The organism is Methylomarinum vadi, assembly GCF_000733935.1.
GTDB lineage: Bacteria > Pseudomonadota > Gammaproteobacteria > Methylococcales > Methylomonadaceae > Methylomarinum > Methylomarinum vadi.
Genome location: NZ_JPON01000001.1, coordinates 232,521 through 258,785, shown reverse-complemented (window position 1 = coordinate 258,785; position 26,265 = coordinate 232,521). Strand labels below are relative to the sequence as shown.

General features: G+C 51.0%; 21 protein-coding genes and 1 pseudogene. 2 read left to right on the top strand and 20 right to left on the bottom strand.

What is annotated here, in order from left to right; all coding sequences use genetic code 11:
* Positions 1-33: 33 nt before the first annotated feature.
* The 5 genes from eno to accA form a co-directional block, all read right to left on the bottom strand.
* Positions 34-1,314 carry a phosphopyruvate hydratase gene (eno, locus tag EP25_RS0101380; RefSeq protein WP_031432252.1) on the bottom strand — a complete coding sequence of 427 codons (1,281 nt, stop codon included), beginning with the start codon at positions 1,312-1,314 and terminating at the stop codon, positions 34-36.
* A 13-nt stretch (positions 1,315-1,327) separates the two neighbouring features.
* Positions 1,328-2,161, bottom strand: a complete 834-nt coding sequence (kdsA, locus tag EP25_RS0101375) for a 3-deoxy-8-phosphooctulonate synthase (RefSeq protein ID WP_031432251.1) — start codon at positions 2,159-2,161, stop codon at positions 1,328-1,330.
* Positions 2,148-3,794, bottom strand: coding sequence for a CTP synthase (locus EP25_RS0101370; RefSeq protein WP_031432250.1), 1,647 nt, complete (start codon positions 3,792-3,794; stop codon positions 2,148-2,150). The genes kdsA and EP25_RS0101370 overlap by 14 nt, the downstream gene beginning before the upstream one ends.
* 83 nt (positions 3,795-3,877) lie before the next feature.
* On the bottom strand, positions 3,878-5,197 hold the full coding sequence (gene tilS, locus EP25_RS0101365; RefSeq protein WP_031432249.1) for a tRNA lysidine(34) synthetase TilS: 1,320 nt from the start codon (positions 5,195-5,197) through the stop codon (positions 3,878-3,880).
* Between the two features lie 80 nt (positions 5,198-5,277).
* A complete protein-coding gene (accA, locus tag EP25_RS0101355; RefSeq protein ID WP_031432248.1) occupies positions 5,278-6,252 on the bottom strand; it encodes an acetyl-CoA carboxylase carboxyl transferase subunit alpha in 975 nt (324 codons plus the stop codon).
* 191 nt (positions 6,253-6,443) lie between these two features.
* On the opposite strand from accA, the gene EP25_RS0101350 reads away from it, so the two are divergent.
* Positions 6,444-7,778, top strand: coding sequence for a replication-associated recombination protein A (locus EP25_RS0101350; RefSeq protein WP_031432247.1), 1,335 nt, complete (start codon positions 6,444-6,446; stop codon positions 7,776-7,778).
* A 98-nt stretch (positions 7,779-7,876) separates the two neighbouring features.
* On the opposite strand, the gene EP25_RS0101345 is transcribed toward EP25_RS0101350, so the two are convergent.
* The 4 genes and pseudogenes from EP25_RS0101345 to EP25_RS0101330 form a co-directional block, all read right to left on the bottom strand.
* Positions 7,877-9,088 carry a glycosyltransferase family protein gene (locus EP25_RS0101345; RefSeq protein WP_031432246.1) on the bottom strand — a complete coding sequence of 404 codons (1,212 nt, stop codon included), beginning with the start codon at positions 9,086-9,088 and terminating at the stop codon, positions 7,877-7,879.
* Positions 9,081-9,902: an HAD-IIB family hydrolase gene (locus EP25_RS0101340; protein ID WP_036300096.1), complete on the bottom strand. Its 822-nt coding sequence runs from the start codon at positions 9,900-9,902 to the stop codon at positions 9,081-9,083. Before EP25_RS0101340 ends, EP25_RS0101345 begins: the two co-directional genes overlap by 8 nt.
* Positions 9,899-10,290, bottom strand: a pseudogene (locus EP25_RS24115) (DUF2721 domain-containing protein). Before EP25_RS24115 ends, EP25_RS0101340 begins: the two are co-directional and overlap by 4 nt.
* A gap of 308 nt (positions 10,291-10,598) precedes the next feature.
* Positions 10,599-11,771 carry an EAL domain-containing protein gene (locus EP25_RS0101330; RefSeq protein ID WP_031432244.1) on the bottom strand — a complete coding sequence of 391 codons (1,173 nt, stop codon included), beginning with the start codon at positions 11,769-11,771 and terminating at the stop codon, positions 10,599-10,601.
* Positions 11,772-11,964: 193 nt separating this feature from the next.
* Between EP25_RS0101330 and EP25_RS0101325 the strand changes: the two genes are divergently transcribed.
* Positions 11,965-12,894 (top strand): hypothetical protein, encoded by a 930-nt coding sequence (locus EP25_RS0101325; protein ID WP_051906317.1) that lies wholly within the window; start codon positions 11,965-11,967, stop codon positions 12,892-12,894.
* Positions 12,895-13,076: 182 nt separating this feature from the next.
* Here EP25_RS0101325 and EP25_RS0101320 read toward each other — a convergent pair whose 3' ends face one another.
* The 11 genes from EP25_RS0101320 to acnB form a co-directional block, all read right to left on the bottom strand.
* Complete coding sequence (locus EP25_RS0101320; protein WP_031432242.1) at positions 13,077-13,550, bottom strand: Crp/Fnr family transcriptional regulator; 474 nt, start codon at positions 13,548-13,550, stop codon at positions 13,077-13,079.
* Positions 13,551-14,046: 496 nt separating this feature from the next.
* On the bottom strand, positions 14,047-14,568 hold the full coding sequence (locus EP25_RS0101315; protein ID WP_152555572.1) for an EF-hand domain-containing protein: 522 nt from the start codon (positions 14,566-14,568) through the stop codon (positions 14,047-14,049).
* Between the two features lie 130 nt (positions 14,569-14,698).
* Positions 14,699-16,516, bottom strand: coding sequence for a V-type ATP synthase subunit A (locus EP25_RS0101310; RefSeq protein ID WP_031432240.1), 1,818 nt, complete (start codon positions 16,514-16,516; stop codon positions 14,699-14,701).
* A 3-nt stretch (positions 16,517-16,519) separates the two neighbouring features.
* A complete protein-coding gene (locus EP25_RS0101305) occupies positions 16,520-17,203 on the bottom strand; it encodes a DUF2764 family protein (protein WP_051906316.1) in 684 nt (227 codons plus the stop codon).
* The gene (locus EP25_RS0101300) at positions 17,200-17,889 is read right to left on the bottom strand and encodes an ATP synthase subunit A (protein WP_031432238.1); all 690 of its coding nucleotides are present in this window, start codon (positions 17,887-17,889) and stop codon (positions 17,200-17,202) included. The genes EP25_RS0101305 and EP25_RS0101300 overlap by 4 nt, the downstream gene beginning before the upstream one ends.
* Entirely contained in the window at positions 17,886-18,341 is a 456-nt protein-coding gene (locus EP25_RS0101295) for an ATP synthase subunit C (RefSeq protein ID WP_031432237.1), read from the bottom strand. Before EP25_RS0101295 ends, EP25_RS0101300 begins: the two co-directional genes overlap by 4 nt.
* Positions 18,342-18,343: 2 nt before the next feature.
* On the bottom strand, positions 18,344-20,137 hold the full coding sequence (locus EP25_RS0101290) for a V-type ATP synthase subunit I (RefSeq protein WP_031432236.1): 1,794 nt from the start codon (positions 20,135-20,137) through the stop codon (positions 18,344-18,346).
* Entirely contained in the window at positions 20,125-20,736 is a 612-nt protein-coding gene (locus EP25_RS0101285; RefSeq protein WP_031432235.1) for a V-type ATP synthase subunit D, read from the bottom strand. Before EP25_RS0101285 ends, EP25_RS0101290 begins: the two co-directional genes overlap by 13 nt.
* Positions 20,729-22,072, bottom strand: coding sequence for a V-type ATP synthase subunit B (locus EP25_RS0101280; protein WP_031432234.1), 1,344 nt, complete (start codon positions 22,070-22,072; stop codon positions 20,729-20,731). Before EP25_RS0101280 ends, EP25_RS0101285 begins: the two co-directional genes overlap by 8 nt.
* A 100-nt stretch (positions 22,073-22,172) precedes the next feature.
* Entirely contained in the window at positions 22,173-23,270 is a 1,098-nt protein-coding gene (zapE, locus tag EP25_RS0101275) for a cell division protein ZapE (protein ID WP_235185798.1), read from the bottom strand.
* 321 nt (positions 23,271-23,591) lie between these two features.
* Positions 23,592-26,162: a bifunctional aconitate hydratase 2/2-methylisocitrate dehydratase gene (gene acnB, locus EP25_RS0101265; RefSeq protein WP_031432232.1), complete on the bottom strand. Its 2,571-nt coding sequence runs from the start codon at positions 26,160-26,162 to the stop codon at positions 23,592-23,594.
* Positions 26,163-26,265 lie beyond the last annotated feature (103 nt).

Genomic DNA, 26,265 nt, shown 5'->3' with positions numbered 1-26,265 from the left:
TGTCGCTATTTGACGCTCACCCGAGCGACCGGATCATAGCATTTTGAATGCACTACGACCCGCATAGACCGCTTTATCGCCCAATTCGTCTTCGATTTTCATCAGACGGTTGTACTTGGCGATACGGTCGGAACGGCTCAACGAACCGGTTTTGATTTGACCGGTGCCGGTGGCGACCACCAGATCGGCAATGGTGGTATCCTCGGTTTCGCCGGAACGGTGGGAAACGACGGCGCTATATCCCGCCGCTTTAGCGGTGCTGATGGCTTCCAGGGTTTCGCTCAACGTCCCGATTTGGTTCACTTTGATCAAAATCGAGTTGGCGATGCCTTTCTCGATGCCGTCTTTCAGGATTTTCGGATTGGTCACGAACAAATCGTCGCCAACCAACTGGATTTTACCGCCCAGTTTGTCGGTGTGGTTTTTCCAGCCGTCCCAGTCGTTTTCGTCCATGCCGTCTTCGATCGAGATGATTGGGTATTTTTCCACCCAGTCGACAAAGAAATCGGTCATTTCGCTAGAATCGAAGCTGCGGCCCTCGGAAGCCAATACGTATTTGCCGTCTTTGAAATATTCGGAGCTGGCCGCGTCCATGCCCAGGAAAATATCTTCGCCCGCTTTATAACCGGCTTTCTCGATCGCTTCCAGAATCACTTCGATCGCTTCTTCGTTGGAAGACAGGTTAGGCGCGAAACCACCTTCGTCGCCAACGGTTGTCGCCAGGCCGCGGGATTTCAAAACTTTTGCCAGATTATGAAACACTTCAGCGCCATAACGGATCGCTTCGCGGAAAGTCGGCGCGCCGACCGGCAGAATCATGAATTCCTGCAGGTCCACGCTGTTATCGGCATGAGAACCGCCGTTGATGATGTTCATCATCGGTACCGGCATGATGAATTCGCCGGAGGTGTTCAGGTAACGGTACAAAGGGACGCCGCCTTCTTTCGCCGCGGCATGAGCGGCCGCCATGGAAACGCCCAAGATCGCATTCGCGCCCAAACGGCCTTTGTTTTCGGTGCCGTCCAATTCGATCATTTTCTTGTCGATCGCCGCTTGGTCGGCCGCATCCATGCCGACGACCGCTGCGCGAATTTCAGTATTGACGAAATCGACCGCCTTCAACACGCCTTTGCCCAGATAACGGGATTTGTCGCCATCACGTAATTCGATGGCCTCGCGTTCACCCGTCGACGCACCGGACGGCACCATCGCACTGCCGATCACGCCGGAAGCCAGTTCGACTTCTGCCTCGATGGTTGGATTACCGCGCGAATCAAGAACTTCTCTTGCTTTTACGTTTACTATTTCAGCCATATTACCTTTCCTTTTATAAAGTTGTTTCAATCAGACTGCTTGTTTTCACAGCCCGGTCAATTGTTGCCAAAACTTCCAATAATTCTTTCATTCTATGCAGCGGCCAGGAATTCGGGCCGTCACTGAGCGCCTCTTCCGGTTTCGGGTGCGTTTCCATAAACAAACCGGAAATCCCGACAGCCATCGCCGCCCTGGCCAAAACCGGCACGTGCTCGCGTTGGCCGCCGGAACAACTGCCCTGCCCGCCCGGCAGCTGCACCGAATGCGTCGCATCGAATACCACTGGGCAGCCGGTATCGCGCATCACCGCCAGGGAGCGCATATCGGACACCAGATTGTTATAGCCGAACGAGACGCCTCGCTCGCATACCATGATTTGATCGTTACCGGCCGCCTTCGCCTTGTCCACGACATTCGCCATATCCCAGGGCGCCATGAATTGGCCTTTCTTGATGTTGACCGGTTTTCCTTGCGCCGCGACCGCCTGGATGAAATTGGTTTGGCGGCATAAAAAGGCCGGCGTCTGCATGACATCGACGACCGCAGCAACCTCGGCCAACGGCGTGTCTTCATGCACATCGGTCAAAACCGGCACTTGCAACTGCTGTTTCACCTTCTCCAGAATTTGCAGCCCTTTTTCCAATCCCAGGCCGCGAAAACTTTTCAGCGAGGAGCGGTTGGCCTTGTCGAAGGACGATTTATAGATAAAGGGGATGCCTAGCTCCGCCGTGATCTCTTTTAATGTGCCGGCGGTATCCAATGTCATTTGTTCGCTTTCGATGACGCAGGTACCGGCGATCAGGAAGAACGGCTGATCCAATCCGACTTCAAAATCACATAATTTCATTTTTTTGTCTTTCCTGTTGATGTTTTGCGGCTGCCTCGATGAAACCGGAAAATAACGGATGCCCCTTGCGTGGCGTCGAGGTGAACTCCGGATGGAACTGGCATGCGAGGAACCAGGGATGATCCGGAATTTCGACGACTTCCACCAAGCGGCCATCGATCGACTTGCCGGAGAAATTCATCCCGGCCTGCTCCAATTGTTGCAGGTATTGGTTGTTGAATTCATAGCGGTGGCGATGGCGCTCGGTAATCACATCCTTTTGATAGGTTTGATGCGCCAGGGAGCCGGATTTCAATCGGCATTTTTGCGCACCCAGCCTCATCGTCCCCCCCAAATCCGAATCTTCGCTGCGCGTTTCGACCTGGCCGTCGGCGTCTTTCCATTCGGTAATCAAGCCTATCACCGGATGCAAGCTGTCGGGCAAGAACTCGGTACTGTGCGCGCCTTCCAGGCCGACCACATTGCGGGCAAATTCGATCACGGCCGACTGCATGCCGAGACAGATGCCCAAATAAGGGATCTTGTTTTCTCGCGCATAACGGACCGTTGCAATCTTGCCTTCGACACCGCGTTCACCAAAACCGCCCGGCACCAGAATCGCATCGACGTCTTTCAATTCGGCGACACCGTGTTCTTCGATCATTTCCGAATCGACATACTTGATCTTGACTTGATGCCGGGTGCGGATGCCGGCATGGATCAACGCTTCATGCAACGACTTATAGGCATCGGAATGATCGACATATTTGCCGACGATGGCGACTTCCACTTGATCGGTGGGATGGGTCAAGCCGTCGACGACTTGCTCCCATTCCGACAGATCCGCCTTCGGCACGTCCAGACGCAGTTTTTCAACCACGATATCGTCCAAGCCCTGCTCGTTCAGCAAGAGGGGGATGCGGTAGATCGTATCGGCGTCGATCGCCGAAATGACCGCTCTTTCCGCGACATTGGTGAATAAGGCGATTTTGTGCCTTTCGCTGGGAGGAATCGGCTGTTCCGAGCGGCAAATTAGAATGTCCGGCTGGATGCCGATGGTTCGCAATTCCTTGACCGAGTGCTGGGTCGGTTTGGTTTTGATTTCGCCGGCCGACTTAATATATGGAACCAGCGTCAAGTGAATGAAAATGGCGCGGTCGCGCCCCAATTCAATCCCGATCTGGCGTATCGTTTCCAGAAAAGGCAGGGACTCGATATCGCCGACCGTGCCACCGACCTCGATGATCGCCACATCCATGCCTTCGGCACTATCATAGACCCGTCGTTTGATTTCATCGGTAATATGGGGAATGACCTGCACCGTGGCGCCCAGGTATTCGCCCTTGCGTTCCTTGCGCAATACCTCTTCGTAAACCTGCCCCGTCGTGAAATTGTTTTTCTTGGACATCGTGGTTTTCAAAAACCGCTCGTAATGCCCCAAATCTAGATCGGTTTCCGCGCCGTCGGCGGTAACGAATACCTCGCCATGCTGAAAAGGACTCATCGTGCCGGGATCGACGTTGATATAAGGATCCAATTTGGTAATGGTAACCTTTAAGCCGCGATCCTCCAGAATCGCCGCCAGTGAAGATGCCGCAATCCCTTTGCCCAATGATGAAACAACACCACCCGTAATAAAAATAAATTTTGTCATGAAAAATGATTTGTTCTCTATCGCCGGTGACAAGTTAAACAAAAATGTTGAATTTTATCAGTTTTAACCAAGCTTTTCCTTTTTTATTCATCCGGCTCCCACTCTATGCGATAACAAGGTTCCCCACCGGCACTATAAAACTGCCTCGCCAGGTAAAAACCCGCAACAGCGGCTAATTGCCCATTCAAATAAATTAATGGGACGACCGGTCTGAGCCACGGCGGCACCGACAATTCCTGAAACAATTTTTTCAAATCATGGCGACCTTGGCGCCCCGGTAATTCAAGCGTCTCGCCCCCTTGCCTGACCCTGACCGTCACCTCGGCATGGCGCCAGATTCCGACCGGTATCCCTGTTTCGGCGGCTATCAAGCGCAGCCGATAGCCATTGCTGCGCCGTATTATATTGCTATCCTGAGGCCAAGGCTGAGTCTTATCCTGCAACAATAAATTTCGACTAATGCAATACAAGCGCCCCCGAAATCGTTTAATCATCCGTCCTTGGCACTGTATTTCGGGGTCGGCATCGGCTCTGGCACCGATGACCTCGGACATGATGGACCGCAGTATCTTCTCGCCAGGCGGCTTCAAGCCATTCAATTGGAACCAATGCCGCAACACCAGGGCGCGCCGGCTCTTATCGAGCGATAATAACCGGTCAATAGCCAACGACCTGTCTTGTTGGCCGCAAACATCCGCCAATAAACTACCCGCCAGATCATCGAGCAACCCGGCAGCCTCAGCGCAATGCCTGGCGCTTCGGGAAACCGTTTTGGCAATCGCCGGCCAACGCTGTTTCAATAAGGGAATAATCGTGTTGCGCAGAAAATTACGGTCGTAATCGACCGCCTGATTGCTGGGATCTTCCACCCAAGCCAAACCATGGCTTTCGGCATAACCAACAATATTTCGCTTGTCCTCGCCCAGCAGCGGCCGCAGCAGAACTCCCTGGCCGAACGGCATGCATTCCGGCATCGCCGCCAGGCCGGCCACGCCGCTCCCCCTGAACAACTGCAGCAGAACCGTTTCCAGCTGATCTTCATTATGTTGAGCGACCAGCAATACATCATGTTGCAATACCAACTCGGCCAAAGCCGTGTAGCGGGCAATTCTGGCCGCCTCTTCCGGGCTTTGCCTTTTTTTTGGACGGGCATCGACCCGTAATTCACGGAATCCAACGCCCAGTGCTTCCGCAACTTGACGGCAATGCAGCGACCACGCATCCGCTTCGGCTTGCAGACCATGATGCACATAAACCGCAACCACCTTGTCCCGATAGGCCGATTTGCTCGCACACAGGTGCAACAGCACATGGGAATCCACGCCGCCACTGTAACCGACAAAAATTGTCTCGGCCTGCTCAGGTACCAGCCGGTCAAGCAGGTCAACGGATAAAGCGGTCATAGGCCGATACGACTTTGTTGCTGCAATAAAAAAGGCCGATCGGGTCGGCCTTTCGAAACGCACGCATTCCCGTTGCTATATTATTTGACGGGTTCCTCGTTAAAGGAGCCATAGCGCATGATGCGTTGGTAGCGTTTCTCCAATAATTTATCCATATCCTGGGCTTCCAACTTCAATTCATCCATATGACGGATCAGGGTTTCGCGTAAATTCAATGCAGTCTTGTTGAAATCACGATGCCCACCTCCCAGCGGCTCCCTAACCACTTCATCGAGGAAACCCTGCTCCCGCACCCGGTCGGAGGTAATCCCCATCGCCTCGGCCGCCAATTGCGATTTATCGGCGCTCTTCCACAAAATCGAGGCACAGCCTTCCGGCGAAATTACCGCATAGGTGCTGTATTCCATCATGATCAACCGGTCGCCGACGCCGATCGCCAATGCGCCGCCGGAGCCCCCCTCACCGATTACCGTACAAATAATTGGCGTTCTCAACTTCGACATTTCAAACAAATTGCGGGCAATCGCTTCGCTCTGTCCACGCTCCTCGGCACCGATTCCCGGATAGGCCCCCGGCGTATCGATCAGCGTAATAATCGGCAACTTGAAGCGTTCGGCCAGCTTCATGACCCGCAGCGCTTTACGATAGCCTTCCGGGCGGGGCATGCCAAAATTGCGATAAATTTTTTCCTTGGTGTCGCGGCCTTTTTGATGCCCGATAATAACGACCGGCTGACTATCCAGGCGTGCCAATCCGCAAACGATAGCGGGATCGTCGGCATAAGCCCTGTCGCCATGCAATTCATGAAAATCGGAAAACATCAATCTGATATAATCCAATGTATATGGCCTACCGGGATGCCTGGACAACTGCGAGATCTGCCAATCCGATAGATTAGTGAATATGCTTTCGGTCAGCATTTCGCATTTTTGCTCCAACTGTTTCAATGTGTCGGAGATATTAATATCATTATCGAACTCCACCTTGCGCAGTTCTTCAATCTTCGCTTCCAGTTCGGCAATCGGTTGTTCAAAATCGAGAAATTTTAAATCCATGGAATTGTGCTTCGGAATTAATAAAATGTGTGCAATTTTATAGAAAAAGCAGTTTTTTTTCTAACTATTTACATTATCGTAACAAATTGACCTATACCATGCAGGGATGATACAGCCGAAGTCACTTTTTCGCCGTAATACTCCTTGTTTAGCCAAGCCAATAGAAACCTTCACTGAACCCGATTCCTTAAATGAACGACTTGTTTTCCGATCCAGTCGATGAATTCGCTCCCCTTGCCTCACGCATGCGCCCTACTAGTATCGATGAATTCATCGGCCAGGATCATCTGCTAACTCCGGGAAAATCATTACGGGCAGCGATCGACAGCGGTAAGATACATTCCTTAATTTTCTGGGGCCCGCCCGGTGTCGGAAAAACCACGCTGGCCAAAATCATCGCGCGTACCTCCCATGCCCACCTGATCGAATTGTCCGCGGTCCTGGCCGGCGTCAAGGAAATTCGCGCCGCCGTCAACGACGCCCGAAACCTGAAAGCCTCTCGGGGTATCGATACGATTTTATTTATCGACGAGATTCACCGTTTTTCGAAGAGTCAGCAGGATTCTTTGTTGGGGCCCATCGAGGATGGTTCGATTAAGCTGTTCGGCGCCACCACCGAAAATCCCTCTTTCGAACTGAATAACGCGTTATTGTCGAGATTACGAGTTTACGTACTCAGAAGCCTGGAATTTATTGCCTTGAAAGGTTTGCTGACCAACGCGCTGAACGATCCCGAGAGGGGTCTGGGTAATAAAGCACTGGCCGTCAGCGACGAAATTCTGGAATTGATCGCCAAAGCCGCCGACGGCGATGCCCGCCGTTGCCTGAACATTCTGCAAATTTGCGCCGACCTGTGCGAAACCCGCAATGGCAAGGAGACGATCACCCTGGACGTTCTGGACGAAGTGTTGCAGGGCCAGCTGAATCGTTTCGACAAACGCGGCGATATGTTCTACGACCAGATTTCCGCACTACATAAATCGGTGCGCGGCACCAATCCCGATGGCGCATTATACTGGTTTTGCCGTATGATCGATGGCGGTTGCGATCCCTTATACATCGGCCGCCGCGTCGTTCGTATCGCTTCCGAGGATATCGGCAACGCCGACCCGCGCGGCCTACAGGTGGCGCTGGACGCCTGTCGCGCCTACGAACGGCTGGGCAGTCCCGAAGGCGAACTGGCCCTGGCCCAAGCCGTGGCTTATTTGGCCTGCGCACCTAAAAGCAATGCCGTTTATGTCGCCTACAAGGCGGCCATGGCCGAGGCCAAGGCGAGCGGCTCGCTGGACGTCCCCGTTCATTTGAAAAATGCGCCGACCAAATTGATGAAGGAATTAGGCCACGGCAAGGATTACCGTTACGCCCATAACGAAGAGGACGCCTATGCCGCCGGCGAAACGTATTTGCCAGACACTCTTAAAGACCACCGTTACTATTTTCCAGTGGAACGGGGGCTAGAAATCAAAATCAAGCAAAAATTAGAATCTTTACAGGCGAAAGATAAAGCCACGAAGCCTTCCGCCTAAAGGCTTCGTGGCAATAAACCATGATGCGATAATCGACACGGCAACGGCAACGGCAGACGATGCGCCATACCGAAAAACAGGGCCTATCTCAACACTGTTCACGCGTTGTCTTCCTCGACAGCATCGCGCAGCCGATCCAGAATATCGGGTATGGCACTGACAACTCGGTTCCAGCTTGGAATAAACGGGGTTTCGCTGGGGCGATCCATGAATGCATCGCCGGCCCGGATGACGTGCTGAGTAAACAGTTCGACGGTTTGTTCCTCCAGGTGGCGGTCGAGCTTCAAGCCGTTAATGCAGGCATCGCTGTAATACGCCTCCACCGCATCGAGCGCTTCACGGTAATAGGTCGCTTTCAACGTCCTGAAGGTTTCCTTGCTCAGGACCACCCCTTCCGTCGCCAGTTTGCGAAAAATCGCCTTAGCGATATCGATACTCATCTTGGATAAGCCGGTATTGATATCCTTGGGCGATAATTGCTGATGTTTATGGTCATAAGCATCGGCGATTTCCACTTGGCAAATATGCTTGCGCGATTGATTGCGGTACATCTCCGACAACACACCGATTTCCAGCCCCCAATCGCTGGGGATGCGGATTTCCTTGATCGTATCCATCCGGGTGGCGAATTCACCGGACAAGGCGTAGCGAAAACTATCCAGGTAGTCCAAATAATCACAGGGACCGATCACTTTCTTCAGCGACCTGAGCAGCGGGGTAACCAGCAGCCGGCACACCCGGCCATTGATTTTCTGATCGGCCACCCGATAGTAATACCCCTTGCAAAATTCGTAATGGAAAGCCGGATTGGCGACCGGGTAGAACAAACGCGCCAACAATTCGCGGTCATAGGTCAGAATATCGCAGTCATGCAAGGCTACCGCCTCGGAGCGTCCCGAAGCAATGGCGTATCCGTAGCAATACCAGACATTTCTGCCCTTACCCAATTCCTGCGGCGCGATGCCTTTTTCGATCAATTGCACATTCAGTTTTCGCAATCTCGGCCCATCGTTCCATAGAATTCTGTGATGTTGCGGCAGTTCGCTGAAAAATTCACGGGCATAGGCAAATTCGGACGCATCCGCATTATCCAGGCCGATGATGACTTCATTTAAATAAGAAACCTGGCTGATTTCCTTGATGATTCCGGAGAGAGCAGGTCCTTTCAGTTCGGAAAACAATGAAGGAAGCACCAGCGCCATCGGACGATGCTTGGAAAACCCCAACAACTCCTGCTCCATCTCAGCGAGACGGTTCTTATCCAGACGGTGTAACGTCGTGATCGAACCATTTTGAAAAAAATCACTCATTCATCTCTCCCAGTTTCAGCTTTTTAAACAATTGCTCTATTGCTTCCCGCCACCCCAATGGGGCCGGATGTCGCGACCTGACCAGTCTATCCGCTTTTTTGTTCACCGTCAGATAGCTTCCGTCAGTCCTTTGGATAACCGCGGCATAATCGGCTTGCTCCAGCATTGGCAGATCGTTTTGGCTGTCGCCCAGCGCAATAGTCATGATTTTTTGCGTTTGTTGTTGCTGGTACTTATTCAATAACCATGCCATTGCTTTTCCCTTGTCGTTTTGCCCCATGACATGCCAAAAGCGCCCGCCTTTGACCAATTGCAAACCTTGTTCTTTCAATAAATGCTCGAACAACAAACGTTTTTCTTCGCTGTCATACCATTTTAGCGGCTCGCTGGCCAGACGCTGTTTCGCTTGTCTGGCTTCTTTTTCCGTTAAACCGGTTTCCCGCATGACTTCATCGACGCTAAAGTCGGAAAATCCCCTGAAGGAAAAACCATAGCGATTGCGTATGGCATGGGTCAAACTCAGAATATCCGATATTGGCCGCCCTAGGATCACCCTGTTAATGGCGCCATCGCTCTCTGAATTAAGTTCGGCGGGAATAAAAACCGCAGCCCCGTTCTCGACCGCGAACGCACCATTATTGTGCAACCTTGCCTTGATCGCCTCGATTTCGGCTGAGGTCTTGCTGGAATTAATAATTAATGGGATCTGCAACGCGGTTATTTTTTCCAGCGCCGGTAACGCCTCCGCATAATTGTAATCCCGATGATCCAGCAACGTGCCGTCAAGATCGGTAAAAATCAGCCATTTTTTCATTGCGCTTTCATATCCTCTAATTCGATATTAAGAGCCTGGGTTGAAATCAATAACTCCCACATGGACACCATTAGCGACAGCACAATCAAACCGACACTACACAAGAAAACGTATTTGGCCAGTAATTGCATACCGACAAAAATTAAAGTCATGGTCAAAACGCTGCTGATAATCCGGTCACCGCCAGTAACTGCATCAAAATAATCAACCGAATTCGCAACCTAAGGCTTTCAACCTGCATTTTAGCCATACTGCTCCGGGTCTTATTGAACAACTCGTGTAACTCCCGAATTCTTTTGGCAATGGCTAAATAGCGATTGGCATAGGCCAAAAATAAAACCGAAATTGAAGGGAACAACAAGGCCGGCGTAGTGATAGTAATTTCCATTCGTTTAATCCCGAAACTAAATTATACCGTTCGCACTTCAAATTTCGGCACTTATCCAAGGCGGTACAGGGGAGTTTAGCAGAGGTTTCGACAGCAAGAATGCTGTCGCAAAGCCTCCATGGATCGATTTACGGCGTCCTTTGATAGACACCCCTGCGCCGAAATTACACAAACGATGAGTATAGAGCTATTAAACCCCACAATTGATTGACGCCTCGATTAACCGCCAACAAACGATCTTTTCCTTTAGCCAAGCAATATGTCTGCCGATTCGTTTTCCGCGTCATGCAAGTCCGACAAGGCAACTCTCACTCCCAATCGACCAATATGTCCACCATCAAGATTCTTTCACTATCCAGACTGAGCGAAAGTGTTCGACAAAGTTGACCGGTCTCAAAATCCTTGTACCGTTCCGAAGTCACCACCTGATCGGAATGGCCGCATTTTTCCAAAGCAAGAATTTGATAAAAATACGGCCGGCAAGACCAATTGAAACCAATGTGTTTGGGATCATTAGTCCATTTTCCGCCACTAAAGTTAAAATCCGGTGAAATTTGGTCGCCTTCGCTGTTACATAAATAAAACCGCAATACCCCATAGCGTTCGAAGTCCCAGGTTACCAAGGCATTCAAGTTGAAATCGTCCTGCAATACATCCTTCAGCTTATGCACCAATTCATGAACGGCGTTGTCCCGTTCAATTTTGCGCTGATCGGCGGGCAGTCGTCGTTTCAGGAATTTTTTTCTTAATGTAATGATGTGCTGTTCAAATTGACCGACTCGCTTAAACTCTTTTTCCGCGCCGGCAAACAAAAAACCTTGCATGAATTGTGCGCCACAATTCAGACCGAACATAAACTCATCATCGGTTTCCACACCGACGCAGACGATCTGTGTCCCCAAACGATTCCCGAAACGCGTCAACAATTGCACGACCTCTTTGGCGATTCCGCCTTTCGCCGCCTGTTTAAACAATCGCATATCGATTTTGATGACGTCGGGACTAATGGCCATGACTCTTTCCAACTGGGAGAAGCCGGCGCCAAAATCATCGACGGCAACCGTCAAGCCATTGCGCCGGTAAATAGTGACAACCTCCTTCAGTTTATCGATATCCGCATCGGCTTCTGAAATTTCAATAATGACTCGACTGCGTTCTATACGAAGTCGCTGCAACATTTCCAGGGTCGGTAATTTTTTGATATCCATGACATAATCGATCCAGGCCGCCGAGATATTCAAGGCCAAATAATATTGGGCTTGTTTGGCGGAAAATTGTTGTAATGCCAACCAACGTACTCGCCGATCAATTTCCAGTAATTGCTCCGTCGCCATCTCGCCCTTAGAAAACAACGTCCCGGCGGAAACGATATTTTGTTTATTATCGAGTTGTCGCGCCAAAGCTTCATAACCCACAATGCGTCCGTTGACGACGCTAATGATCGGTTGAAAACAAGGGAATAATTTTTGATTCGTATCCATCAATATAAATAACCCAAACAAAACTGAATGACATAAGCAAAATTCATTCCATAAATACTTAACCTTCGAACAGTTCAAATGGCGTTTCAATGAAACCAAGAAACAAGTTATTCACCATTTTTAATTAGTAGATACAACGCCATCAGGTTAAACTTTTATTCAACTTCTGACATCCGTACTCTGTACAAAAGTTATGGCACGTGAATTTTCATCGCTAAAACAACTTGATACGCCTGTTAAGGTGTTATTTACCGGATATCTGACGACAGTGGCGGTCGGTTATCTTTTCGCCCTGATTCAAATCCTATTCACCCACGGCATGGCCGACGGCAAGTTCGGTTTATCCATAGACGACATCGTTTACAGTTATTACGGCAATCGATCCGGCACCGTGTTGGAGACGAAATTAAATGGCTCGATGAAGGATAACGCTCCGGAACAGGAGCGCTTCATCATTATTCAATGGATCAGAGATGGAGCCGAGGAGTCCGAATACCGTTCATCCGGCGTGGCGGAGATTTTCACCAACCGCTGCATCATGTGTCATAACAAGAATGGCGGCGGCATTCCCGATTTCACCAAGTTCGAAGAGATAGCAGCCGTCACCGAGCAGGATGAAGGCGCGACCTTTTCGTCGTTAACCAGGGTCTCGCATATCCACTTATTCGGCATCAGCTTCATCTTTATGTTCGTCGGACTGATATTCAGCTTTTCCGAAACCAGTACGGTCAAATACAAATGCCTCGCCATCGGCATGCCTTATCTGTTTCTGCTCGTCGATATTCTTTCCTGGTGGCTCACCAAGTTACACCCGATGTTCGCTTGGTTGGTCATTTTCGCCGGCGCCGGCATGGCCATCGCCTTCGCCTTTATGTGGCTAGTGTCTGTCCTGGAAATGTGGGCGTTCGAAAAAGTGTTTCTCGATGCCAACGGCGTACGTTACCCGCCATGGAGCACATATGTCGAACCCTGGTTAGTCCGCATCGGCAGCGGGAAAGCACGCAGGCTATGGGATAAACTCCGCTATGTTGGTAAGAGTTTTGTCCAATTTTGCTGGCGGCAATGGCTACATCCGCTATTGACTCACGTTCTAAACAAACTGCAAACCTATAAATCAAACTGAAGCGGTCGGCCTGGAGTTTTATGGAACGTCTGTTTTATTAGCTTTTCAGACGACTCCAAGCTCACCCTTTCCTCTCGACCTATTTTTAGTCAAGCTCTCACAAAAAGCATCCATTCGCTGTGCTCGACCCGAGCCTTGTTTCCCTTCAATCCGGAAAATAACCGTTTAATCAGCACTACCAACTATAAGTATTTATCGATTTCATGCACCTTTAGCCCCCAAGCCATCAAGTTTTCGATTCGTTGATTGGCCATGTTCAACCTGTTGATCATGATTTCGAAAAGTTGCTTATAAAACAGATAACCTTGTATCGGATTGTCATCCAGATAAGCGCTCAAAGCCTCCCCGTCAATTTCCAGCACGACGGCATCGGTTGCCGCGGTGACTGTCGCCATGCGTAATTGAGAATGGTGCAGACAAATTTCACCAAAAATGGAACCGCCGCTTAAATCACAGACGCCTGGATGGATTTGCTTTTGCTTTTCCAATTGAACATCACCAATTACCCTCAAGGTGCCTTTTTCAATATAAAACAACGATTTTCCAATTTCGCCTTTCCTGACGATAAAGCTATTAACCTTGAATTCATGACGTTTCCAGGCCACTCCTTCAGGCAACTGTTTAGCGGCAAGGATCTGTTGTAATAGTTGTTTCAAGCTTATTTCCCAATCAGGAGGCAGAATTTATGTTTGCCAGTATAGACAGTAAACGCTCATTAAACGCGGGATTAGCCATCAGCGCATAGAATAAGAAAAGAGGAACGCAAAACAAAACTTTTCATCATTCTAACTCCTACAAATTTTCACATAACGAAGGATAATCATGGCGAAATCGCGACCTAATGGGGGCAAGCCAGGCTAACATGGCATTTCGGCAAAGGGCTGAAGGTAGGGAATCATTCTATCGAGAAATGTATATTCCTGGATCATCGGCTATTCCAGTCCATTTCGAGAATGATTGGCAGATAATGCGAGTTAAAGAACGATACCTTTGCCATTAAGAGAATTAACGCTCAACCGCTACCTGGCAAATAATTAAACATAACCAAAACGACTGGCCATTTCGTAATAAAACCGATAATCGTTGGAATAGCTCCGGCTCGTGCCCACTATAATGGCGAAGAAATACCGGAGCTTAAAAAATACTTCTAAATTATCTTAGACGAATCGGCCAACCTTTTTGCTTGGATCTTTTTCCCGTATCGGCTTCGGACAAAAAGCCATCCTTGTTTTTATCCAATGCATCGAATTGCTTATGTCTAAATTCTTCGATTTCATCGTTTTCGACCAGATTATCGTGGTCGGTATCCATCATCTTAACGATATCTTTGGCTTTTTTATCCATGGACATCAATGCGTTAGTGACAGTCACATCCTCATCATGGTCGCCCACGCCGAGCCGGTTCATTTCGTTGACCGTTTCCATCAACTCTTCGGTCAATTCATGCTCGATTTCGTCTTCCGTGATATAGCCATCGCGATTGACATCGTATGAACTGACATTGTCAGTGACCGTTTCCTCGTAATATTCCTTGAAATTAACCTTTTTATCGAAATCGTCGTCCATCTCCAGGACCATGTCCTTGACTTTATCCTCCTCATAGGATTCGGCCAACACCATCGGGGAAGCAATGATCATTAATCCGCTAATCAATGAACTCGTTAATATTTTCATAATACATTCCTTATTTTGTTTGCCAACTGAACGATATTTTGGGCCTGACTGCTGGAAATGTCATTGCGACGAGCTAAAGCCAGACAAATATCGTTTGCTATTATAACGAAAATGCCCAGCCATTTTCAGGTTAGAATTTCTTGACGCCCGCCGCCAACTCGTCGATTCTACTCACCAATGACAGATATTCGGCCGTTTTGTATTTGGCATAATTCAGATTCTTGAACAACCCCGTCAAGCGCACGAAATATTCCCTGGCCTGATTTTGATTCTCGAATTGATAATCGGCCGTGACCAGTTTATAGATGCGATTGAAATTTTCCTGCTGCCGTTTAATCGGTACGGCGACATCGACATCGTCAAAGGCATCCTGCTGCAAATAAACCATGTCGACGAAAAGTGCTTCCTGATAAGTGACATAATCGTCCAGCGTGATCCCTTCTTCGCCGGCCACTTGTATCATCTGATAGATATCGTCGCCGCGCTTGAGCAAATCCAGCATGGCCTGCACGCGCTCGGTCCAATCCGGCTCCAGTTCACGGCTATACCAGTCCCGCAACTGTTCGAGATAGCGCGACCACGATATCAACGGATCGACCGCCGGATAGAAACGTTTATAGGCGCGATCGGCGCTCAAACCTAAAAAGGTCTTGACGGTATTCAGGGTGGATTGGGTAACAGGCTCCTCGAAATTACCGCCTGCCGGCGAAACGGTGCCGATCATGGTTAGGCTGCCGCTGGAACCGTCCGCGGTAACGATCTGCCCCGCTCGTTCGTAAATGGCCTTGATGGAGGAATCCAGATAAGCCGGAAACGCCTCTTCGCCGGGAATCTCCTCGAGACGCCCCGATGTTTCCCGCATCGCCTGCGCCCAGCGCGAGGTCGAGTCGGCCAGCAACAATACGTTCAATCCCATTTGCCGGTAATATTCGCCCAACGTGATGCCGGTATAGACCGAGGCTTCCCGGGCGGCGACCGGCATCGACGAGGTATTGCAAATAATGATGGTCCTGTCCATCAACGAACCACCGCCCTTGGGGTCGGACAATTGCGGAAACTCGCTGATGGTCTCGACCACCTCGCCGGCGCGCTCGCCGCAAGCGACGACGATAACGATATCGACATCGGAATTGCGCGAAATCAGGGTCTGCAACACGGTTTTACCGGCACCGAACGGGCCGGGAATGCAACCGGTGCCACCCTGCGCGATCGGAAAGAACGTATCGATCAAACGTAGATGGGTAATCAAGGGCCGGTCCGGATATTGCCTTTCGACGATATTGCGGGGAAGCAGGTATTTAGGTACGGGGATTCGAACCGGCCAGTTCTGCTTCAGAAAGATATTACGCTGCTGGCCATTTTCCAGGCGAATCACCGCCACCGGCTCGTTGACCGTGACGTTGCCTTCCTGAATCCAGGTAACCTCGGCACTGCCTGGCACGTCGAATGGCACCATGATCTTATGGCTGAACCGCCGTTCGACCACGGTGCCGACGACGCTACTGGCGGTCACCAGATCACCGCTTTTGACCAGCGGCGTGAAAGCCCATTTGACATTGTTATCCAATGCCGGAAAATCGACCCCCCTGGGCAGAAAATAACCGAATTCGGTCGCCAGCAGGTCGAGCGGATTTTGTAAGCCGTCATAAACCTGTCCCAACAGACCGGGACCCAGCTCCACCGACAACATCTGCGCGCTCTGTTCCACTAAATCGCCGACGGCGACTCCGGAAGTGCTTTCGTAGACCTGGGCATCGGCCCGATCGCCATGTATCCTCAGCACTTCGGCCTTCAACCGTTCCCGATGCTGCACGCTGCTGCGCGAAGGCAGAATGTAAACCACTTCATTTTTCATCAACGGCTTATGACTGCCCGGCAATATTTGGATCGAAACGATATCATCCTGAACGGCAATGACTTTGGCACTTGCCTGATTTTCTTTGTTCATTGATCAAAACCTGTTAAGAACACCCTGTAAACGGTCGTCGAGAATCGTCGAAAACCGATCCACCGCCTGTCGCTCATGATAAAGATTCCAGCGATTGATCACGTCCCAGCGTAAAACATAAATGATGACCGCCTCGAAATCGAAATAATGGCCGTTGCCCTGCTGTTCATAATGCTGCCAAACCAGATTCAACAAGAACTTTTCCAGTGCCAGGCTGTCGCCGCCGTTGAGTAGGCACTCGACCTCCTCTAGCCACGGCAATTGCCGGCCGATGCCGAAGCCGCGTAGCTCCCAATTGTTACGGATAAACAGCGTCCAACGGCCGAAACCCAAGGCGGCTTTTTCCGGCGGCATTGCCATGCCCCGATGACGTTTCCGCATTGCCGCCACCAGGGTGCGCAATTCCAGCCGCCAGCAAATGACCTGCCGGAAAAAATCGTTATGAATACGCTCCAACTCGGCCAGGGTTTCGGCGATATAGTCCTCATCGCTAACCTCGGTCATTTTCGACCAATACAACAACGACTGAATTTTATTCAAGTCTTCGGCATCTTGCGGTTCCAACCAACGCAAGCGCTTTTCCAGCTGAATTTGCGAAATCGGCGTCTGCTTTGCGGCGAATAAATCGCGTTTATGCGGCGGCAGACTGGCCATCAACATAGCGTATTTGAATCGATCGTTTATCACTTGACGATGCCTTGCAACAAGGCCCTGAAACGCGGCTGAATATGTTCCAGCAATAGGGCGGCCACGGTTTTGTCGCTGAAATCGATCTGCATTTCCTCGTTTTCCAGGCGTATAAACAAGCCGCCGCTCAAATCGCCGCTGACTTCGAAACGCACCCCTTCCCGCAGCATGTCCGCGGCCAGCGAGGCGGTATAATGCGACAATGTCCCTTGCTGTAATTCCTCGGGATTTTTTTTCAGTTCGTCCACGCCCATGACGTCCTCGGGCAATTGGATGACGACGGATTGGCTGTTATCCATGCCGGTCTTTTCCCGCACCGTGCCGGCCAAGCTCAGAATCAGTTTATCGATAAAGGCCGGGTCCTGCATCCGTTGTCCCACCACTCGGGTCACTTCCTGGCTGAAGCTGTTCAATAGCGTATCGCGCAGCTTGATCAGGGCATCGCGGGCCGCTAATTGCAGGGCGTCCTTGCCGGTCGCCAAAATCGCATCGGCTTCCTGTCGGGCCTTTTCGGTCAGTTGCCGCGCCTCTTCCTCGGCTTCCTGAATGAGCCATTCGGCCCTTTTTTGCGCATCCAACACGATATTTTCGGCTTTTTTTTGTCCGGCCGAAACCCCTTCGTTCCTTAATCTGTCTATTAACGCTTCCACGCCAGAGGAAGCGACTGTTTGTGCTTTATTCGTCATACCGCCGCCTGTGGAATACCTGCACTAATCACTAACGCGAAGATAAAAGCAAATACGGCGAACCCTTCGACGATCGCCGCCGGGGCGATCGACAAACCGAAAATTTCCGGTTTTGCCTTCGCGGCATGAATGGCCGACGCGCAACATTGCCCCTGATAAACCGCGCTGAACAACAACGCCAGCCCCGCCAATACGCCGATCGCAAAAATGCCCGCCGCATTCTCGACATCTATCGGCCGGTTCAATGTGAACATGATCACGATACCGTAAATGACCTGCGAGGAAGGCATGGCCGAAACCCCGACGTAACGGCCGTATCCGCTTTCGGTATCGAGCATGGCGCCTATCGCCGCCTGCCCTGACACGGCGCAGCCGACGATACTGCCGACCGCTCCCAACGCCATCGGTGCGTATAAGCCGATCCACCCTAAAATAATCACCAAATCAGCCATGCTCAATCTCCCTTTCTTGAAAATGATTTAAACGGATAACCCTCATCGGAAACACTCCAATTATAGAATTCGATAAAATTAAGTCGTAAACCGTGCACAACGCCGCTCATCAGGCATAACACCAGATTCAGGCTATGTCCGAGCAGCAATATCAATAGACTGAATAACAAGCCGATCCCGGAAACCGAGTGATAAATCTGCATTGCCAACTGGTTGAACGTCAATGCCAACGACGCGCTGGCTAAACCCAAAGCGAACAAACGCATGTAACTGAGGACGTCGCCGAACATCTTGGTCACGCCGGTCAGGCTCATGATGCCGTCCAGCAAGCGCCATACTAAATCCAAGGGACGTTTGATCTTTTTATCGCTATTGAAAAACAACAGCAACACGGCGCCAAGTACCAGCATGACGGAAGCGCACAGCCGTAAGGTTGTATCCGCCAAGGAAATCGCCTGCCAATAGATAAAACCGCCGCTGACCACCAGCACCCAGCCCAGTGGTCCCAGCATCGTGAGACTGTGCCTTTTTTGATAGGCTCTGACTAGGTTCGCGAACGCGATATGAACCGTCCCGACGGCGATGGACAGACGCATCATGCTGTCGAAATCGTTTAAATCGAGCACCTTGAACATCGCCAGCACACCGTTCTCCGCTGGCGCCTGGCCGAAATAGCTGCCGGTCAGCATGCCCCAGACCAAGGAAAAAACAATCGTCACCGCCGCCAACATCCGTAACCTGCGTCCCTTATGGCTACGTCCCATCTTGCGCCATTTCAGAGCCAGCAATATAGCGAATACTGCAGCATAGCCGGCATCCGATAAAATCATAGCGAAGAACAAGGAAAAGGAAAAAAACACCACGACCGACGGATCCCAGTCATGATAGGCCGGCGTTTGATAAAAACCGATGACGTCCTCGCCGCCGGCCAGATTTTCCTGGTTCGCCAATAACGTGGGCGGCCTGTCTTCGGGTTCGGGATCGCAGATCTCAACGGCGATATGCTGGCTGTTGGCAAAACGCATGAAGCGCTCCTCGTCGTCCGCCGCAATCCAGGCCTGGACCACGAAAACGGGATCGCTGTCCAACGTGATCGTGTGCGCGACCTGCAAATCGGCTTGGTCTTGGTTCTTGACCAGACTCTTCGAAATCTGGGTGATCCAACGGGTCAACGATTCCCGCTCGGCCTGGATATCCTCCAATTGCAGCTCGGTATACTCCAATTGTTTTTTCAATTGCGATAACGGCACCTTGCCGGTATGGGTCCTGGGAACCGGCACGGCCGTGGACTCCGGCTCCCGTTCCGACAACACAACGACATAGCAATTGATGTTGTCGCGGTGCACGACCTGATAAACCAGCTCATTGTCCAGTTTGTTCATCAGTCGTTTCGGCACGATATAGAACCATAAGCGGATTTGTCCGAGTTCGGCCAACTCCGATAACTTAAAATCGCCCCACGGTTCGACTTCGGCGATCCGCTTGAGCAGAAAGTCGCGGCGATCGGCAAGCCGCCGGCATTCCGCTTGCACCATCTGGACCTGTTCGACGACTTCTTCCAACTTGAATTCTTCGGCACTCTGCACCTGATGCCGTTTATTGCGGCATTGCATCAGGTATTTCAACGCGGACACCGCCTTCTCGGTAATCTGATGCGAAGCCGCTTCCGTCGAAACCGGTAATTCGGTCAGCGGAATCAAATGGGCGTTCCCCAAACGCTGCAGCCGTTCAAGGACTTGCGACTTTTCCTCTAGTAAGCCGCAGAGGGTCATTTTTTTGAGCGTTACGATGGCCATGACGCTGCCTTGAGTCTTTTCTGTTTGGTGATCTTGGCGCGAACCACCGCCGCCCGTTCGGTGTCGGACAGAAAAATCCGGATCTTGCGAATATTACGCTCGGCGCGGGGAATCAAAATCTTATCGAACAGGTTGACCCGTTGGGTGACTTTCTTGACCGCCAATTCGAGCAATTCCAACCTCTTCTTTTCCACCTCATAGCGGATACGCAATTCCAGCATTGCTTTCAGTTTGCGCACGGCCATGTCGACCCAATGCGGTTTGCAAAAAAACGAATAGGGTTGCTCGCTCATCTCCACCGCGACGAGGCGAGGAACCTCGACACCGACCAGATTCTCCGTCTCGACCCGAACATTGTCGACCGTGACCAGCTGTTCCAGCTGAATGGAGAAATCAGCCAACATCGGCAGACTGTCGCTGACAAACTTCATGCCCGCCTCGATTTGTCGCTCGGTATCGCGCAGTTGTTTCATCGCCTTGGCTTTTTCGGCGATTAACTGCTGCCGCTTCAGATCCAGCGACGGCAAATACTGGCGAAAGCGTTTGAGCTGGGCACTTTGCTTATGCAGGGCCGCCTTACTGTATTGCAGTCTACTCATGGCGCGGAAAATATTTATCGATCAAGGCTTGTTTCATCAATAATTCGTTTTCGTCGAAACACTCGGCCAAGGTTTGCCAACTTACATCAAGCGCCTCTTCGAGACTAATCGAGACATTGATGTCCATGAAACGCTTGCGGAACAAACGGCCGAATTTAAGCAATTTCAGATCGAAGTCGGACAATTCGAACGCCATTGCTTGCTTTTGTTCGGCCTCGTTCGCACCCGAATAAAAACGAATCATCGTGTTCATGACCTGGGAGTGGTCTTCGCGCGTTACCTTGCCGATCACATGTTGTTTCAGCCGCGACAGGGAGCCGAACGGGTCGAGCATCTTATCGTGTAGATAAAACTGCCCTTCCGTGATGTAGCCGGTGTTGTCGGGCACAGGATGGGTTACGTCGTTGCCGGGCATCGTCGTCACCGACAGGATCGTGACCGAGCCGGCGCCGCTATAATCACACGCTTTTTCGTAACGCTTGGCCAATTGCGAATACAAATCCCCCATATAACCGCGGTTGGAAGGCACATGTTCCATCGATACGCCGACTTCCTTCATCGCATCGGCATATGCGGTCATATCGGTCATCAGCACCAGCACGCGTTTGCCCTCCTCGACGGCGAAACGTTCGGCTACCGTCAAGGCCATGTCCGGCACCAACAGTCTTTCCACGATCGGATCGGAGGCCAAATTGGCGAACATTACGGTACGAGCGAACACGCCGGCCTCTTCGAATTGGGAACGAAAGAAATGAAAATCGTCGAAGATCAATCCTAACCCGGCGAAGACGACGATATCGGCATCCGCCTGGATGCCGATACGGGCCAGAAAAGCATTATAAGGTTCGCCGGAAATGGAAAAAATCGGGATTTTCTGGCTTTCCACCAAACAATTGAACAGGTCGATCATCGGCACGTTGGTGCGAATCATTTTCGACGCCAACACCCGTTTCATCGGGTTGACCGAGGCGCTTTCGATCGACACCTTGGGATCCGGCTGCAATGACGAACCGCCATCCATGGGTTCACCGACACCGTTGAAAATACGGCCGAGAATATTGTTGGAATAGGTGACGCGCATCGAGTGGCCGAGAAATCTCACCGAGGCGTTGGTGGAAATGCCCTGGGCGCCGGAGAAAACCTGTAGCGCAATCTCGTTACCGCGGATTTGAATGACCTGAGCCAGGGATTGACTGCCGTTATCGTCGTCGATTTTCGCCAAGTCACCGAAACGTGGCGTTATTTCTTGTAACTCTCCCATGCCGGCAAGCTGTACCGTCATGATATTACCGACTATCGATTTGATATTGTGGTGTCTGACCAAGTTTTCTATCACAAACAATTCTCCATTTGATAACAGTCGGGTGAAAATTATTGACTCGATATGTCAGTAGTATGAGCAATCCATACGCTAATGAATTATCTTATTGAATCACTCATGATCGATAATCGTCGGATTGCATCTCCATCAACCTGGATACGGTGCGCTTAAATTCGAACGCGCCCTCACCTTCTTTGTAGATTTCGCGCGGATGCGCTTCGGCGCTGCAAATAAATTTCACTTTATATTCGTACAGGGCGTCAATAAAAATTTCAAAGCGTCTCGCTTCGTCACAGGAATCCGGCGCCAAACGAGGAATCCCTGCCATGATGACGACATCGAAGCGTTTTGCGATGCGCAAATAATCAGCCGCTCCAAGCGGTTGTTTACAAAGTTCATCGAATGTCGTCAGCATAATTTTACCGTGCACCGCGGTCAAGGCGATTTCCCTGCCGAATACCTCTATCCTTCCGGGTAACAATGCCGTTGCCCGACTATGGCGAAAAAATTTCTGCTGCACAAACTCTTCCGCCGCTTGATTCAGAGGGAAATGATAACGTTTGTCTTCGGCTTCCGAACGTATGAAACGATAGTCGACATTACCGGTTAATTCAACCACATGCGACCTGTCCAGCAGCAGATTGACAAAGGGTAGAAACTGCTCCTGCAGCAATCCGCCACGATAAAGGTCAGAAGGATGCCGGTTCGAGGTCATGACGACGATGACGCCTTGCTCGAATAAGGTGCGGAACAGTCGCTCCATGATCATGGCATCGGCGATGTCGGTGACATGAAATTCATCGAAACACAGCAGCATCGTCGAAGCACGGATCTTGCGGGCCAGCGCGGGAATTTGATCACCCCGGCGTTCCTGTTTCCAGTGATGAATAAAAGCATGAACTTCCTGCATGAAGTCGTGGAAGTGAACCCGCCGTTTTTGCTTGACCGGGCAGGTGGCAAAAAACAGGTCCATCAACATCGACTTGCCATGACCGACATCGCCGAAAATATATAAGTGTTTGCAGGAAATAACCGAAGTTTTTCGTATGAATCTGCTAGCAAACCCTCGTTGTTGGCATTTTTCCAACAAAACGACTTTGTCCAGAAGATTTTGTAGCAAGTGCAAGACCTTGACTTGCGCGGAATCGTAGCGAAAACGCTTTTCCGCAACCAACTGATTGTATCGATGAGTTAAATCCAGTTTTTTTTGCACCCATCCATTGGAGTTAGTTTGCAAGAAATTTTTATTGAACATTACTCAAGGTCGGCAAGCATGAATCTGTGAGAAGACTTCCAAAGTTGCAACAGCCATAACGGCATGAGATAAAACTTCATGATAAAAACCATCCCCCGTCCTTGGGGGTATTTGATTTACAGATCCTTTTGCGCTAATCGTTCGATCATCTTAGCCCAGCCTTAACATGACACCATCGTTATATAACAATACAAAGCTGAATTCGGCATAATTATTCCTTCCAATTCAGCAGCATAAATCAAAGGCACTACATATGTAAATGCTGGGTTATCAAGATGATCAAGCCTCTTCCGCCACCTGCTCGGCTTTCTTCTGATAACTGTCGATCTGATCGAAATTCAGATATCGGTAAGTGTCTTCCTTGGATTGATCGATAATGCCGGCATACTGTTTATATTCCTCGGCTGTCGGTATTTTGCCCAAAATGGAGCAAACCGCCGCCAGCTCGGCCGAAGCCAGATAAACATTAGCTCCCGTGCCGAGCCGGTTGGGGAAGTTACGCGTCGACGTCGAAACCACCGTGGCATTGTCAGCAACCCGGGCCTGATTGCCCATGCACAACGAACAACCCGGCATTTCCATGCGCGCGCCAGCCTTGCCGAAAGTACTGAAATAGCCTTCCTCAGTCAACTGGTTTTGGTCCATCTTTGTCGGCGGCGACATCCATAACCGGGTCGGCAACTCGCCTTGCTGTTGCTGCAGCAATTTGCCGGCGGCGCGGAAATGGCCGACATTGGTCATGCAGGAACCGATGAAGACTTCGTCGATAGGGGTGCCGGCAACATCGGACAAGGTTTTGACGTCGTCCGGATCGTTCGGGCAAGCCAACAACGGTTCCTTGATTTCGGACATATCGATCTCGATGACTTCGAAATAGTCGGCATCGGCATCGGGCTCCAGCAACACCGGATTCGCCAACCAATCTTCCATCGCCTTGATACGGCGTTGCAGCGTCCTGGCGTCGCCGTAACCTTCAGCAATCATCCATTTCAACAGGGTGATGTTGGAATTCAAATATTCGCGAATCGGGGCTTCATCGAGGCGTATCGTACAACCGGCTGCGGAACGTTCCGCCGAGGCGTCGGACAATTCGAACGCTTGTTCGACTTTCAGTTCGGGCAAGCCCTCGATTTCCAGAATGCGTCCGGAGAAAACATTCTTCTTGCCTTTCTTCTCCACCGTCAGCAATCCTTTTTGGATAGCGGCATAAGGAATGGCATTGACCAAATCGCGTAAGGTAACGCCGGGTTGCATTTCACCCTTGAAACGCACCAATACCGATTCAGGCATATCCAGCGGCATTACGCCGGTAGCGGCAGCAAAGGCCACCAGCCCGGAACCGGCCGGAAAGGATATGCCAATCGGGAAGCGAGTATGCGAATCCGCGCCGGTACCGACGGTGTCCGGCAACAGCATGCGATTGAGCCAGGAATGGATAATGCCGTCGCCAGGGCGCAGCGACACGCCGCCCCGGTTCATGATGAAATCCGGCAAGGTGTGCTGCATTTCGACATCGACAGGTTTCGGGTAGGCAGCGGTATGGCAGAACGACTGCATCACCAGGTCGGCGGAAAAACCCAGACAAGCCAAATCTTTCAGCTCGTCGCGCGTCATCGGTCCGGTGGTGTCCTGCGAGCCGACCGTGGTCATGTGCGGCTCGCAATAGGTTCCCGGACGCACCCCTTTGACGCCACACGCCTTGCCGACAATTTTTTGCGCCAGGGTAAAGCCCTTGCCGCTGTCGGCGGCCGGTTGCGGTCGGCGGAAGACGGTTGAAGCTTCCAGATTCAACGCCTTGCGGGCGCGATCGGTCAAACCGCGGCCTATGATCAATGGAATTCGCCCCCCGGCACGGACTTCGTCGAGAATGACATCGGTTTTCAGTGAAAACTCGCAAATCGTATCGCCGGTTTCATGGTTCCTGATAACTCCATCATAGGGATAAATATCGATGATGTCGCCCATCTCCATGCTGGTGACGTCGCACTCGATCGGCATGGCACCGGAATCTTCCATCGTGTTGAAAAAAATCGGCGCAATCTTGCCGCCGATGCAGACGCCACCGGCGCGCTTGTTGGGAATGTAAGGAATATCGTCGCCCATATGCCATAGGACGGAATTGGTGGCGGATTTACGCGACGAACCCGTACCGACCACATCGCCGACATAGGCGACCGGAAACCCCTTTTGTTTCAATTCCTGTATTTGCTGCTCGGCATTAGTAATGCCTTCGCGCGGCATTTTCAACATGGCCTTGGCGTGCAGCGGAATATCGGGCCTTGACCAGGCATCCGGTGCCGGCGACAAATCGTCGGTATTGGTTTCGCCGGTGACTTTGAAAACCGTGACGGTCAGCTTCTCCGGCACTTGCGGCTTGCTGGTAAACCATTCTGCCTCGGCCCAGGATTGGATGATCTGTTGGGCGAAAGCATTGCCGGCATCGGCTTTTTCCTTGACATCGTAGAAGGCATCGAACACCAACAAGGTATGCGACAAACCCTTAACCGCGATCGGCGCCAGGCTTGGATTGTCCAGTATCTCGATCAACGGAGCGATGTTATAACCGCCCAACATGGTGCCGAGCAATTCGGTCGCGCGTTCCGGGTTAAGAATAGGCGATTGCGCCTCGCCTTTGGCAATGGCGGCCAAAAAGCCGGCTTTCACATAAGCCGCTTCGTCGACACCGGCGGGAACCCTATTGGTCAGTAAATCGAGAATAAATTCTTCTTCACCGGCTGGCGGTTGCTTTATCAGTTCTACCAGCTCAGCCACCTGCTCGGCATTCAAAGGCTTGGGTACCACGCCTTCGGCCGCACGTTCCGCAACGTGTTTTCGATATTGTTCTAGCATTGTCAATCCTGTCGTGTAAAAAACCGCCGGCTTAAGCATTTTAGCCATGCCCGGTCAGGCATTACCGGCGCAAAATCATATAATTCTAACCAAATAAAGAAAC